Annotated in this window: 13 protein-coding genes and 1 riboswitch; of the genes, 8 read left to right on the forward strand and 5 right to left on the reverse strand. The window is 66.4% G+C overall.

The genetic code is table 11. The features are described from left to right. Positions 1 to 42 precede the first annotated feature (42 nt). Entirely contained in the window at positions 43 to 552 is a 510-nt protein-coding gene (locus tag GVY41_RS14275) for a copper chaperone PCu(A)C (RefSeq protein WP_229726075.1), read from the forward strand. Positions 553 to 670: 118 nt separating this feature from the next. Here the strand turns inward: GVY41_RS14275 and GVY41_RS14280 are convergent, their stop codons facing one another. The 3 genes from GVY41_RS14280 to GVY41_RS14290 form a co-directional block, all read right to left on the reverse strand. After that, positions 671 to 1,369 carry an NAD-dependent deacylase gene (locus GVY41_RS14280; RefSeq protein ID WP_229726074.1) on the reverse strand — a complete coding sequence of 233 codons (699 nt, stop codon included), beginning with the start codon at positions 1,367 to 1,369 and terminating at the stop codon, positions 671 to 673. Between the two features lie 4 nt (positions 1,370 to 1,373). Then, a complete protein-coding gene (locus GVY41_RS14285; RefSeq protein WP_161347722.1) occupies positions 1,374 to 1,676 on the reverse strand; it encodes a hypothetical protein in 303 nt (100 codons plus the stop codon). Positions 1,677 to 1,865: 189 nt separating this feature from the next. After that, a complete protein-coding gene (locus GVY41_RS14290; RefSeq protein WP_161347721.1) occupies positions 1,866 to 2,063 on the reverse strand; it encodes a cation transporter in 198 nt (65 codons plus the stop codon). A gap of 117 nt (positions 2,064 to 2,180) precedes the next feature. Between GVY41_RS14290 and lepA the strand changes: the two genes are divergently transcribed. The 7 genes from lepA to GVY41_RS14325 all read left to right on the forward strand — a co-directional run bounded on the left by lepA (position 2,181) and on the right by GVY41_RS14325 (position 9,955). After that, positions 2,181 to 3,980: a translation elongation factor 4 gene (gene lepA / locus GVY41_RS14295; RefSeq protein WP_161347720.1), complete on the forward strand. Its 1,800-nt coding sequence runs from the start codon at positions 2,181 to 2,183 to the stop codon at positions 3,978 to 3,980. Between the two features lie 253 nt (positions 3,981 to 4,233). Further along, positions 4,234 to 4,494: a hypothetical protein gene (locus GVY41_RS14300; protein ID WP_161347719.1), complete on the forward strand. Its 261-nt coding sequence runs from the start codon at positions 4,234 to 4,236 to the stop codon at positions 4,492 to 4,494. Between the two features lie 126 nt (positions 4,495 to 4,620). Continuing rightward, positions 4,621 to 4,806: riboswitch (cobalamin riboswitch) on the forward strand. Between the two features lie 90 nt (positions 4,807 to 4,896). After that, on the forward strand, positions 4,897 to 5,118 hold the full coding sequence (gene nrdH / locus GVY41_RS14305) for a glutaredoxin-like protein NrdH (RefSeq protein WP_161347718.1): 222 nt from the start codon (positions 4,897 to 4,899) through the stop codon (positions 5,116 to 5,118). A 10-nt stretch (positions 5,119 to 5,128) separates the two neighbouring features. After that, on the forward strand, positions 5,129 to 5,545 hold the full coding sequence (nrdI, locus tag GVY41_RS14310) for a class Ib ribonucleoside-diphosphate reductase assembly flavoprotein NrdI (protein ID WP_161347717.1): 417 nt from the start codon (positions 5,129 to 5,131) through the stop codon (positions 5,543 to 5,545). After that, entirely contained in the window at positions 5,527 to 7,677 is a 2,151-nt protein-coding gene (gene nrdE, locus GVY41_RS14315) for a class 1b ribonucleoside-diphosphate reductase subunit alpha (RefSeq protein ID WP_161347716.1), read from the forward strand. Before nrdI ends, nrdE begins: the two co-directional genes overlap by 19 nt. Positions 7,678 to 7,685: 8 nt before the next feature. Continuing rightward, positions 7,686 to 8,663 (forward strand): class 1b ribonucleoside-diphosphate reductase subunit beta, encoded by a 978-nt coding sequence (gene nrdF, locus GVY41_RS14320; protein WP_161347715.1) that lies wholly within the window; start codon positions 7,686 to 7,688, stop codon positions 8,661 to 8,663. A gap of 281 nt (positions 8,664 to 8,944) precedes the next feature. Next, positions 8,945 to 9,955 (forward strand): YeiH family protein, encoded by a 1,011-nt coding sequence (locus GVY41_RS14325; protein WP_161347714.1) that lies wholly within the window; start codon positions 8,945 to 8,947, stop codon positions 9,953 to 9,955. Between the two features lie 330 nt (positions 9,956 to 10,285). Here GVY41_RS14325 and GVY41_RS14330 read toward each other — a convergent pair whose 3' ends face one another. Beyond that, positions 10,286 to 12,709, reverse strand: coding sequence for a methyl-accepting chemotaxis protein (locus GVY41_RS14330; protein WP_161347713.1), 2,424 nt, complete (start codon positions 12,707 to 12,709; stop codon positions 10,286 to 10,288). A gap of 61 nt (positions 12,710 to 12,770) precedes the next feature. Beyond that, entirely contained in the window at positions 12,771 to 13,937 is a 1,167-nt protein-coding gene (locus GVY41_RS14335) for an ABC transporter substrate-binding protein (protein ID WP_229726073.1), read from the reverse strand. Positions 13,938 to 14,006: the final 69 nt, after the last annotated feature.

Consider the following 14,006-nt stretch of genomic DNA (forward strand, 5'->3'; position numbering starts at 1 on the left):
GCTTCACCGCTTTCAGACCCATGCTTTTCAAGGAGTCACGCCATGCGCGTTCCCATGTTCAAATCCGCTGCGGCGGTTGCTGCCCTTCTGTCCTCGCTGATGCTGCCGGGCCTTGCCCTGGCCGAGGGCGCGATCACCGTGATCGACCCCTATGCGCGGTCGTCCACCATGATGTCGGCCTCTGGCGCGGCCTTCATGGTGATCGAGAACCACTCCACCGCCGATGACCGGCTGGTTTCGGCCAGCGCCGATATCGCTGAGCGGGTGGAGCTGCACACCCACATCGCCGATACCAATGGCGTGATGCAGATGATCGAGGTGCCGGAGGGCTTCGTGATCCCGGCGGGCGGCAGCCATGCCCTGCAGCGGGGGGCCGATCATGTGATGTTCCTCGGCCTGACCCGGCCGTTGGCGCAGGGCGACATCATCCCGGTGACGCTGACCTTCGAGACGGCGGGGGAGGTGGTGGTCGAGGTGCCGGTGGATCTGGAGCGCAAGCCGATGCATGGCCAGATGCAGGGCAAGATGCAGATGGGCGCGCCCAGTAACTGAGGCTGCGCCAAGGGCCGGCGCCGGGGGGCTGTCTGCCCCGCCCCAATAGTAAAGGCGGGGGGCCTTCTGCCCCCCGCGCCCCCCGAGGATATTTGGAAAAGGCAAAGGGGAAGGGGCGTTACGCCAGCAGGCTATCGACCCAGGCGGGGACGAGTCTGGTGGCGGGGCCCTGGCGGGCCTCGTCGAATTCGGCCGTGAGGGCGGAGGGGTCGAGGTTCAGCTCCAGCGTCTGCGCGCCAGCGCGGGCGGCGTCCTGGGCGAAGGCGGCGGCGGGATAGACCTGGCCCGAGGTGCCGATGGAGACGAAGAGGTCGGCCTCGCGCAGCGCGCCCCAGATCCGGTCCATGTGATAGGGGATCTCGCCGAACCAGACGATATCTGGGCGGGTCGCGGCTGCATGGCAGGCGGGGCAGGGGTCTTCTTGGGCCATGACCGCGGGGGCGGGCCAGCGGTGGCCGCAGTCTGCGCAGAGCGCGCCGGCGAGGCTGCCATGCATGTGCAGGACGCTTGAGGCGCCGCCGCGCTCATGCAGGTCATCGACATTCTGGGTGACGATGAGCAGATCGTGGCGCCCCGCCGCCTGCAGCCGGGCCAGCGCCTTGTGGGCGGCGTTGGGCGCGGCGCTGGCAGCCGCGGCGCGGCGGGCGTTGTAGAAGCGGTGAACGAGGGCGGGATCGCGGGCGAAGCCTTCGGGGGTCGCCACGTCCTCGATCCGGTGCTGCTCCCAGAGCCCGTCCGCGGCGCGGAAGGTGGCAATGCCGCTTTCGGCAGAGATGCCGGCGCCGGTCAGCACCACGATCTTTTGCGGCGCGCTCACAGGGTCAGCCGCAATAGGCCTCGGCATTTGCGCCGAAGTCGCGGTAGCGCAGCCAGAACGCCTCATCCCGCGGGCGGGAGGACTGGCGCACTTCCTGGGCCTGATGCGGGTCGCGGAAGAACTTGGCGGCGGCGCGCTGATCGGCGCGCGACAGGGTCTGGTCGGCGACGCGCTGGATGCAGCCGCAAAGCTGTTGCGTCGCCTGCGCCCGGCCCGAGGCGAGGCAGGCGGAAGAGATCGGCCCCGCGGCAGCGGGCCCGGCAACAAGCGCGGCCAGCGCAGCCGCAAGCAGGGTGGTTCTGGTCATGTCACTGCCCTTCAATCCCGGCGCCGCTGCCGGTTTGCCCGGCCTGATCGGGTCTGCGGCGCCCTTTGTCATTGGCGCAACTATGCCGATTCGCAGCGGATTTTTCAATCTCTGGCGAGGGGTTGCGCCGAATTGACCGCCCGGCGCAGCGGGTGGTGGCGCGGCACGCGAGGACCCCCGGATATGGGGTCACCCAGCCGGCGCCGCCGCATATCCCGCCGCCGCCAGTGCCGCGATCACCGCCTCTGGCGCCGCGCTGGTCACAATCTCGGCCCGCCGCGTGGCCAGATCGACCGTTACGCGGGCCCCGGCGTCCACCCCGGCCACCGCCGCCTCGACCGCGGCGCGGCAATGGCCGCAGCTCATTTCGGGTATGTTCAGGATCATTGTCGCCCCCTTTGTGCCCTGCTTGCCCCTGCATCCCGCGGCCCGGGCCAAACGTCAACCGCGCAAGGGCGCGCAGCCCCGCTTGACCGCCGCGGCAAACCCGCTCATATGGCCCGCATGACCGAGCTTTCCCAGATCCGCAACTTCTCGATCGTGGCGCATATCGACCACGGCAAATCCACCCTCGCCGACCGGCTGATCCAGCTGACGGGGACGGTCGCCGCGCGCGACATGAAGGCGCAGATGCTCGACAGCATGGATATCGAGCGCGAGCGCGGCATCACCATCAAGGCCAACACCGTGCGGATCGAGTATCCGGCCAAGGACGGCAAGACCTATATCCTGAACCTGATCGACACCCCCGGCCATGTCGACTTCGCCTATGAAGTCAGCCGCTCGATGCGCGCCGTCGAGGGCTCGCTGCTGGTGGTGGACGCTTCGCAGGGGGTTGAGGCGCAGACGCTGGCCAACGTCTATCAGGCCATCGATGCCGGGCATGAGATCGTGCCGGTGCTGAACAAGATCGACCTGCCCGCCGCTGAGCCCGAGCGGGTGAAGGAGCAGATCGAGGATGTGATCGGCATCGACGCCAGCCAGGCGATCCCGATTTCCGCCAAATCCGGCCTTGGCATCCCCGATGTGCTGGAGGCGATCGTGACCCGCCTGCCGGCGCCCAAGGGCGACCGCGATGCACCGCTGAAGGCGATGCTGGTCGACAGCTGGTATGACAGCTACCTTGGCGTCGTCGTCATGATCCGGGTCATGGACGGGATGATCCGCAAGGGCGACCGCATCAAGATGATGCAGACCGGCGCCGTTTACGGGGTGGACAAGCTGGCGGTGCTGAAGCCGCAGATGGTGGACATCGCCGAGCTTGGGCCGGGCGAGATCGGCATCTGGACCGGGTCGATCAAGCAGGTGCGCGACACGCGGGTGGGTGACACCATCACTCATGAACGCCGCCAATGCCTCGAGGCGCTGCCGGGCTTCAAGCCTGCGCAGCCGGTGGTGTTCTGTGGCCTCTTCCCGGTCGATGCCAATGATTTCGAGCCGCTGCGCGAGGCGATCGAGAAGCTGTCGCTGAACGATGCCTCGTTCAGCTCGGAAATGGAAACCTCGGCCGCGCTTGGCTTCGGCTTCCGCTGCGGCTTCCTTGGGCTGCTGCATCTCGAGGTGATCCGCGACCGGCTGGAGCGGGAATATGACCTTGACCTCATCACCACCGCGCCCTCGGTCGTGTTCAAGCTGCATATGAAGGATGGCGAGGTGAAGGATCTTCACAACCCCGCCGACATGCCCGACCTGACTTTTGTCGACCATATCAAGGAGCCGCGGATCAAGGCCACGATCATGGTGCCGGACGAGTATCTGGGCGATGTGCTCAAGCTTTGCCAGGATCGCCGCGGCATCCAGCTGGACCTGACCTATGCCGGCAGCCGGGCGATGGCGGTCTATGACCTGCCGCTTGCCGAGGTGGTGTTCGACTTCTACGACCGGCTGAAGTCGGTCACCAAGGGCTATGCCAGCTTCGACTACCAGATCAGCGAATACCGCGAGGATTTCCTGGTGAAGATGTCGATCCTGGTCAATGACGAGCCGGTGGATGCGCTGTCGATGATGGTGCACCGCGACCGGGCCGAGATGCGCGGCCGGGCGATGGTGGAAAAGCTGAAAGACCTGATCCCGCGGCACATGTTCAAGATCCCGATCCAGGCAGCCATCGGCGGGCGGGTGATCGCGCGCGAGACGCTGTCGGCGATGCGCAAGGACGTGACCGCCAAATGCTATGGCGGCGACGCCACCCGCAAGCGCAAGCTGCTGGACAAGCAAAAGGCCGGCAAGAAGAAGATGCGCCAGTTCGGCAAGGTGGAGATTCCGCAAGAGGCCTTCATCTCGGCCCTGAAGATGGACGACTGAGGCAGGCTGCCCAGGTGCATTCGGGCTTTGCTCTTGTGCCGGGGCCTGCGAATGCTTACTTCTTGTGTATGGGATTGTGCCTGCACCTGATTGCGACCTGTCCCTTCCCCGATGGCAACGGCCGGCTTTTCGCCGACAAAGGCGACCCGCCTTGGCCCGTGCCCGCCTCTGATCCTGCTTTTGCCCATGCGTGCTTTGCGGCGCGAACCGGGCGCCTCAGGGATCCGGGGCCCTCGTTCTGAAAGGACGACAGATGACCATGGATGATCTGATCCGCGTTGAAAAAGTCTTCACTCCCGCCGCTCGTCCGCGGTTCAATGCCGATGCCGTGACCCTTGCCGTGCGTGCGCTGACCGATGACGCCACTGCGGCGCGCGAGGCGAAGACCGCCAAGCTGCGCACCGCCCGCCTGCAATACGAGGCGGCCGAGAAGGCCCAGAAGGCGGCAGAGCCGAAGAAGCCGGCCAAGAAGCCCGCCACCAAGCGCGCAGCCCCGGCGAAGCCCGCCATCTGAAGCCCGCCGTCTGAAGCTTGCAGGCTGCGGCGCCGGACGGTGGCCGCGGCTTTTGCTCGGGACAAATATTGTCCCCTTCGTCATGTTTCTGAAACGTTCCCTCTGGACACTCGCGGCTCAGCCGATACTATATGTTGTGTTCAAGGTGCTGATCCCCGCTAGGGGTAAGGCATGGGAAGCCGGTGCAAGCCCGGCACTGCCCCCGCAGCTGTAAGCGGCGAGCCAAGGCCAACAACGCCACTGGGAAACCGGGAAGGCAGGCCAAGGCCGCGACCCGCGAGTCAGAAGACCGACCCTGAACCGATATCAGCCACGGGCGGAGGGCCCGGTAGGGATGGTCCGTCGCGCGTGCCGCGGCGCCGTTTCCGCCTGTCTCCGTGCCGTCCGAACCGGAGCAGAACCATGACCGTCACCGTCTATTCCAAACCTTCCTGCGTGCAATGCGTGGCCACCTATCGCGCGCTCGACCAGCGCGGGATCGATTACAGCGTCATCGACCTTTCCGAAGACGCCGAGGCGCTGGACCGCGTCACCGCGCTTGGCTACCGGCAGGTGCCGGTGGTGGTGGCGGGCGGCGATCATTGGGCCGGCTTCCGCCCCGACAAGATCGGCGCGCTCTGCTGAGAGCGGGGGCATGGCGGGGCTCGTGTTCTTCTCCTCGGCCTCGGGCAATACCGCGCGCTTCGTCGAGCGGATTGGCCTGCCGGCGCAGCGGATCGGCATTCGTGCCGCAGAGCCACTGCCGGTGCCGACACAGCCCTACCTGCTGATCACCCCCACCTATGCCGATAACGATGGCGGCGGCGCTGTGCCCAAGCAGGTGATCCGCTTCCTGAACGATGCTGGCGCCCGCGTCCTGCTGCGCGGCGTCATCGCCGGCGGCAACCGCAACTTTGGCCGCTTCTACGCCCATGCCGGCGACGTCATCGCCAAGAAATGCGCCGTGCCGCTGTTCTACCGCTTTGAACTTGCGGGAACCGAGACCGATGTGGCCCGCGTCCGCGACGGGATCGCCGCCTACTGGAGAGACCAATGCTCGACCGTTCCGTGACCCCCGAACCCGAAACCGCCGGCGCGCTGGATCCCCATGCGCTGAACGCGATGCTGAACCTTTATGACGAGAACGGCCAGATCCGGTTCGAGGCCGACCGCATGGCGGCGCGGGCCTATTTCCTGAACCACGTCAACCAGAATACCGTGTTCTTCCATAGCCTTGAAGAGAAGCTCGGCTACCTGCGCCGCGAAGGCTATTACGAGCCCGAGATGCTGGACCGCTACAACCCGGCCTTCCTGCGCCAGATCTTCGATGCTGCCTATGCCCGCAAGTTCCGCTTCCAGACCTTCCTTGGCGCCTTCAAGTATTACACGAGCTACACCCTGAAAACCTTTGACGGGAAACGATATCTCGAACGCTACGAGGACCGCGTGGTCATGGTCGCGCTGACCCTTGCCCAAGGCGACGAGGCGCTGGCGCTGCAGCTGATGGACGAGATGATTTCCGGCCGCTTCCAGCCCGCGACGCCGACCTTCCTCAACGCCGGCAAGAAGCAGCGGGGTGAGCTGATCTCGTGCTTCCTGCTGCGCATCGAAGACAACATGGAAAGCATCGGCCGCGGCATCAATTCCGCGCTGCAGCTGTCCAAGCGCGGCGGCGGCGTGGCGCTGATGTTGACCAACATCCGCGAGTCCGGCGCGCCGATCAAGGGCATCGCCAACCAGTCCTCGGGGGTCATCCCGGTGATGAAACTGCTGGAGGACAGCTTCAGCTATGCCAACCAGCTGGGCGCGCGGCAGGGGGCGGGGGCGGTCTATCTGAACGCGCATCACCCCGACATCCTGCGCTTCCTCGACACCAAGCGCGAGAATGCGGATGAGAAGATCCGCATCAAGACGCTCAGCCTGGGCGTGGTGATCCCCGACATCACCTTCGATCTGGCCAAGCGGAACGAGGATATGTACCTGTTCTCGCCCCATGACGTGCAGAAGGTCTATGGCACGGCGTTCTCGGAGATTTCCGTCACCGAGAAATATGCCGAAATGGTCGATGACCCGCGCATCCGCAAGACCAAGATCAAGGCGCGCGAGTTCTTCCAGATCCTTGCCGAGATCCAGTTCGAAAGCGGCTACCCCTATATCATGTTCGAGGACACGGTGAACCGCGCCAACCCGGTGGCGGGGCGGATCAGCATGTCGAACCTGTGTTCGGAAATCCTGCAGGTGAACGAGGCCAGCAGCTACCATGACGATCTGTCCTACGACCATCTGGGCACTGACATTTCCTGCAACCTCGGCTCGCTGAACATCGCCGCGGCGATGGATGGCGGCGATCTGGGCGGCACGGTGGAAACGGCGGTGCGGGCGCTGACGGCGGTGTCGGACATGTCGGCAATCAATTCGGTGCCCTCGATCCGGCGCGGCAATGATGAAAGCCACGCCATCGGCCTTGGCCAGATGAACCTGCACGGCTATCTGGCGCGAGAGCGCATCCATTATGGCAGCGCCGAGGGCATCGACTTCACCAATATCTACTTCTGCACGGTGCTGTTCCATTGCCTGCGCGCCTCGAACGCCTTGGCGCGCGAGCGTGGCCACAGCTTCCGGGGCTTCGAGAATTCGCGCTACGCCGATGGCAGTTTCTTTGACGGCTATGTCAATGCAGACTGGCAGCCCGAAACCCCGCGCGTGACGGAGCTGTTCGCGAACGCCGGCATCCCGGTGCCGACGCGCGAGGAGTGGACCGCGCTGAAGGCGGCGGTGATGGAGCATGGCCTTTACAACCGCAACCTGCAGGCGGTGCCGCCGACCGGGTCGATCAGCTACATCAACAACTCCACCTCCTCGATCCACCCGATCACCTCGAAGATCGAGATCCGCAAAGAGGGCAAGATCGGCCGTGTCTATTACCCGGCGCCGTTCATGACCAACGACAACCTCGAATTCTACCGCGACGCCTATGAGATCGGGCCGGATGCCATCATCGACACCTATGCCGCCGCCACCCGCCATGTCGATCAGGGCCTGTCGCTGACGCTGTTCTTCCGCGACACCGCGACCACGCGCGACATCAACCGCGCGCAGATCAAGGCCTGGAAAGCCGGGATCAAGACGATCTACTACATCCGCCTGCGCCAGATGGCCCTTGAGGGGACCGAGGTGCAGGGCTGCGTTTCCTGTTCCCTGTGAGGCTGACAATGAAAGACATGATGCCAAAGCGCGCCGCCGTGCGCGCGGTAAACTGGAACCGGCTGGAGGACGACAAGGATCTGGAGGTCTGGAACCGGCTGACCGGCAACTTCTGGCTGCCCGAAAAGGTGCCGCTGTCCAATGATGTGCAAAGCTGGGCGACGCTGACCCCCGCCGAACGGCAGCTGACGATCCGGGTGTTCACCGGCCTGACGCTGCTCGACACCGTGCAGAACGCCGTGGGCGCGCCGACGCTGATGGCCGATGCCGCCACCCCGCATGAAGAGGCGGTGCTGTCCAACGTCGCCTTCATGGAGGCGGTCCATGCGCGCAGCTATTCGTCGATCTTCTCGACGCTGTGCTCGACGGCCGAGGTGGACGATGCCTTCCGCTGGTCCGAGGAAAACCCGCATCTGCAGCGCAAGGCGACGCTGATCCTCGATGAATACGCCGCCGGCGCCGACCCGCTGCACCGCAAGGTCGCCAGCGTGTTCCTGGAGAGCTTCCTGTTCTATTCAGGCTTCTACCTGCCGATGTTCTGGTCCAGTCGCGGCAAGCTGACCAACACTGCCGACCTGATCCGCCTGATCATTCGGGATGAGGCCGTGCATGGCTATTACATCGGCTACAAGTATCAGCGCGCCCTGGAGCGGCTGCCCGAGGCCAGGCGGCAGGAGGCCAAGGACTTCGCCTTCTCGCTGATGTTCGACCTTTACGACATCGAGCAGCATTATACCGCCGAGCTCTATGACAGCGTCGGGCTGACCGAGGATGTGAAGAAGTTCCTGCATTACAACGCCAACAAGGCGCTGATGAACCTTGGCTACGAGCCGCTGTTCCCCGCGCAGGTCTGTGACGTGAACCCGGCGATCCTGGCGGCGCTGTCGCCCAATGCCGATGAGAACCACGACTTCTTTTCAGGCTCCGGCTCCAGCTATGTCATCGGCAAGGCGGTGGCGACCGAGGATGCGGACTGGGACTTCTGAGGCCCGGTTTCTGAGCCTCAGGCGGCGGCGTGTCGGCCACTGGGGCCGATCTGGCGCTGACGGATGGCCAGGGCGGCGGTCCTGCCATGGCTCCCTTTGCCGGGCGGGTCCGGTCACTCCGCGGCCTTGATCCGCTGGGGTCTTGCCCGACTTTTCGGGTTTGCCTTCGCGCCCCTGCTGCGCGACTGTCCGGCCTGCACGATCGAGGGCGCCGCCATGCATCATCCTTTCCGCACGCGCGGCCCGGTCCCGACCCTCCCAGGCATCGAGGCGCGGCACCCATGAGCCCCCCCGATCCCCTGCCGACGCGCCCCTTTGCCCGCGCCTGGTTTGGCGAGGTGAAGGGCGGGCTGCTGCTCGCGGTCACCATCGCTTTCGCGGCAAGCTTCCTGTCCGAGCATTACGGCGCCCCGGCCATGCTGTTCGCACTGCTGCTGGGGATGGCCTTCAACTTCATGGCCGCGGATCCGCGCGCCACGCCGGGCATCGCGCTCAGCTCGCAGACCGTACTGCGGCTGGGTGTCGGCCTGCTGGGCCTGCGGCTGACCTTCGGCGATATCGCCGATCTGGGGTTGGTCGCGGTGCTGGGCGCGGCCGGGCTGCTGTTGCTGACGCTGGGGGCGGGGGTCCTGATCGCGCGGATGTTCGGCCGCTCGCTGGCCTTCGGCCTGCTGACCGGCGGGTCGGTGGCTATCTGCGGCGCCTCGGCCGCGCTGGCGATTGCTGCGGTGCTGCCGCGGCGCCACCTGTCCGAACAGGATGTGCTGTTCACCGTTGTCGGGGTCACGGCGCTGTCCACCGTCGCGATGGTGCTCTACCCCGTGCTGTTTGCCGCGCTGGGCCTCAGCGAGGTGCAAAGCGGCTGGCTGATCGGCGCCACGGTGCATGACGTGGCGCAGGTGGTCGGCGCCGGCTACTCGATCGGCGAGGAGGCGGGCAATATCGCCACCTTCACCAAACTGCTGCGGGTAGCGATGCTGCCGGTGGTGCTGATGGTCGTCAGCCTAGCCTTCCGCAACGAGGCGCGGGGCGGCGCCGGGTTGCCCTGGTTTGTGCTGCTGTTCGTTGGATTGATGCTTGTGCGCAACCTGCTGCCGATCCCGCTGCTGATCCTCGAGGCGGTGAACGAGGCCTCGCGCTTCTTGCTGCTGACCGCGATTGCGGCGCTGGGGGTCAAGACCTCGCTGAAAGAGATGTTCGCCGCCGGGATGCAGGGCTTTGCGGTGATCGGGCTGGAAACACTGCTGCTGCTGGGGATGGCGTTGGGCTTGGTCGGGTTGGTCTGGGGCTGAGCATTCCGCGGCAGGCGGGGCGGGGCGAAAACCACGGTGGGGCGGAGCCCACCCCCTTTTCCACCGGATCGGGATAGATGAAATCCACGCTCGGCAGACTTCTCTATGGCCCAATACACTTGGCCCACCCTCGGCTTGTCCGCTCGACGATACTGGCCAAGGCAACGATACCGGGCAGGCCAACGACACCGGCCAAGTCAACGGCCCTGGGCGGTTCAGGTGTCTCTCAGCGGTCGCGAGAATCGCTCTCGCCTGCGGCGCCAAGAGATTGCCCGCCTTCCGCGCGATCCTCCATTCCGAGCCGCTGAAGCGAAGCGAAGCCCGCAACCATCACGCGGCGAGGACGTCCCCGCCCTGATCACCCGCGGATCGACTGCGCGGCCCCGTCTCGACGGTGAAGCGGTGGATGATCTGGGTCAGTGCCTCGGCCTCGCCGGTCAGGTCGCGGCTGGCGGCTGTGGTCTCTTCCACCATCCCGGCATTTTGCTGGGTGCTCTGGTCCAGACGGCTGACAGCGATGTTGATTTCGGAGATTCCGGTCGATTGCTCGCGGGTCGAGGCGGCAATCGCCGAGACGTTCTCCGAGATGCTGGTGATCGACCCGACGATCAGGTGCAGGGAGGCGCCCACCTGGTTCACCAGATCGACGCCGCGGCCGACATGGCGGCTGCTGTCGGCGATCAGCGCGCTGATCTCGCGCGCGGCTTCTGAAGACCGCTGCGAGAGGGCGCGCACTTCCGAGGCGACCACCGCAAAACCGCGACCAGCCTCACCGGCGCGGGCGGCCTCGACGCCGGCATTGAGTGCCAGAAGGTTGGTCTGGAAGGCGATGTCGTCGATCACGTCGATGATGCCCGAGATCCGGCTGGAGGATTGCTTGATCTCATCCATCGCGGCAATCGCATCCTTGACCACCACATTGCTGCGCTCGGCGCTCTGACGGGCTTGCATGACGGTCTGGTCCGCCTGCCCTGCGCCCTGTGCGGCCGATCCGACGGCAGCCGTCAGTTCGGTCAGCGCGGCCGCCGATTGCTCCAGCGTCGCGGCGCTCTGTTCGGTGCGGCGCGACAGGTCCTCGGCCGCCGCCGCGATGCTGCCCGACCCGGCGTGGATCGACAGGGCAGAGTCGCGGATGTCGCCGATGGCGGTGGCGAGCGAGGCGACCGCGGCGTTGAAGTCGATGCGCAGCTGGTCATAGCTGTCCTCGAAGCGCTGGTCGATCGCCACGCGCAGGTCGCCATCGGCCAGGCGGCGCAGCCCGTCCGCCAGCGCGGTGACGACGCGGTCCTGGGCGGCGGCGCTGATCTGGCGCTCTCGCTCCACCGCGTCACGCATGGCGTCGCGCTGTGTCGCTTGCGCGGCTTCCCGGGCCCGGTCCAGCCGTTCCTGCTCTGCCGTGCGCTCACGCTCCTGGATCTCGCGCCGCCGCTCCGCCTCGGCGGCCTGGCGCTGCTCGGCGTCGCGCTCGGCATGGGCCAGGGCCTCCTCGGCCTGTAACCGGCGCTGTTCGATGATGCCGTCGCGGAACACGCCCAGGGCGCGGAGCATTTGGCCGATTTCGCCGCCGTGCCGCCGCATCCCGTCCAGCGCGGTCAGATCGCCGGTGGACAGGCGCGTGGTCGCCCGGCTGACGGCGAGCAGCGGCTTCACGATCACCCAGGTGACCAGCGCGCCGGCAAGGGCAACGATCAGCAGACTGGCAAGGGCCAGCCCCTGCATCCAGATCGTCGCCTCGGTGGCATCGGCCTCGATCTCGCGGCTGTCGAGGGCGATCTGCTGCAGCCTTGCCGTCGAGTCCGTGTCGGCGAAGGCCTCGATTTCGGCGACACGCAGGGTGGCGTCTTCGGCCAGTTGATGCGCGGCGTGCCGGGCCGCCAGGATCTCGCGACGCTGGTTCACGATGCCGGTCACCGGATCGACGAAGCCGGCGAGGGCCTCCAATGCGGCCAGTTCGGGCAGGCTTGCTGACATGTCGCCGGAGCGGGACAGCCGGTCGATCGTGGCTGCGGCGCTTTCCAGCCGGTCCTGCACGATGGCGAGCTCTGCATCGTCCTCTGCCAGCCCCGCCTCGAGCGCGCTGGCATAGAACCCTTTCACGGCGAGGTTCAGGTCGTCGGAGGCGCGGATCCAGAAGATCGCATTCTGCACGTCAGAGGTTTCCGGCAGCCTGGCAGCGGGCCGGACCCCGCCAGGCGTCGCGGGCTGGGCCCGGTCGGCGGCCTCGATTTCGGCGGCGATGGCCGCGTCGAAGAAAGCGTTGTCGGCCTGTTCGGTGAGGGTGATCCCCACCGCGTAGAAAAGTGCCTCCACTTCGGCCTGGGCACGGTTGATGGCCGCTTCGCTGCCAAACTCCCGCAGGCGCGCGGCGCGCAGGTTCTTCAGGGCCGAGCGCATCGCGCCCGCGTCGTCCTTGAGCGCGGCGGCCGCTTCGGCTGGCAGGCGCTGCATCAGCCCTGCCAGCGTGTCGGCGCTGGCATCGGCGGCCTGCGCCGCCCGATCGAGCGTGCCGGTATCGGGGGCCAGCAGCATGTCCACCAGCGCGTCATGCAGCGCAGAGGCGTTGGCGTTCAGCTCGGTCCCGACCCGCAAGGCAGGGATCTGTTCCTCGGCCAGGAAGGTCATGTCCTGCGACACCGAACTGAAGACCACGAAGCCCACACCGACGGCAGTCGCGACGAGCCCCGTAAGGGCCAGCACGATCCCCGCGATCTTGGTGGCAATGCTGCCGAGAATTTTGCCCATTATGCTGTGCATCTGTCGTGTCCTGTCGAACTAGGGGGGGCGCGGGAAGGTCTGGGTCTCTCGGGAAGCGGTTTCAGCCGCCGGTCATCGCCACGATGTTCCCGTCGGGGTCGATCTCGGTCAGGAACACTCGGTCGAGGCCCTGGTTGTCGGTCGGGGAAAAGGTCAGCGTGAGGCCGTCGAGATCCACCTCGCGCAGGCTACGCAGCGCCTCAAGGTAGCGCTCGCGGCTCAGGGCCGGGCCCGCGGCTTCCAGCGCGACAATGGCAAGTCGGCCGGTCAGGTAGCCCTCGAAATTGACGAAACCGGGCTGCAGCGCCGGATCATGGGCCGCCAGCGCGGCGCGAAAGACCGCCGCCGTCGGGGCGGCGGAGTCCTGGGGGAACGGCATGATCTGCGTCACGATCAGCCCCGCCCCTGCAGAGCCGAGTTCGGCCGCAATATCATCGGCACCGAAGGAGATGCTGATGAACACCGGATTGAACTCGAGGCTGTGCGAGGTCAGGATGAATTCGCTGAGCGGCAGCGACAGCCCGACCAGTGCGACCGCCTGCGGCTTTGCCCTGCGGATGTCGATCAGCGCCGCTTTCACGGCGAGGGTGCCGCGCATGTAGGTGCCTTCGGCCACCGGCTCCATGCCACGGCGCTGCAGCGCCGCGACCAGCCCGCTTTGCCCGGCGCGGCCGAAACTGTCATCCTGATAGAGGATCGCGATCCGATCCAGCCCGCGGTCATCCACCAGCAGCCTCGCCCATTCCTCGGCCTCCGCGGCATAGCTGGCCCGGAGGTTGAAGACATTGCCAAGCTCGGGGTCGCGCAGGAAGGTCGCGCCGGTGAAGGGGCCGATCACCGGCAGCCCCGCCGCCGTGGTCAGGGGCTGCATCGCGGCCATCGTCGGGGTGCCGGTCGCGCCGATCAGGGCGATCTGGGCATCTTGGTGCAGCACGTCGCGCAGCACCGGCACCGAGAGGGAGGGGTCGTAGCCGTCATCCAGCGTGTCGAGGCGCAGCATCCGGCCATGCACCCCGCCCGCGCGATTGGCCTCGGCGAAGGCCGCCTCGATCCCCTGTCGCATTCCGGTTCCGAGGCTGGCGGCCGAGCCGGTCATCGCCGCGATCTGAACGAAGCGGACCTCGTCTGCGGTGACGCCCTGTTCGGCCAGGGCCGGTGCGGGGCCCAGAAGCCCCAGCAGAATCGCCCCGATCCGGAGCATGTGCAGCGGTGCTTCGCAGATTGGCATCAGCAGACTCCCTCTTCGATGTTTCGGCACGCTAGCCCGCAAGGCTTTAACAAACCGTGAGAAACCGTT

The sequence above is a fragment of the Frigidibacter albus genome (assembly GCF_009908165.1).
In the GTDB taxonomy this organism is placed as follows: domain Bacteria; phylum Pseudomonadota; class Alphaproteobacteria; order Rhodobacterales; family Rhodobacteraceae; genus Frigidibacter; species Frigidibacter albus.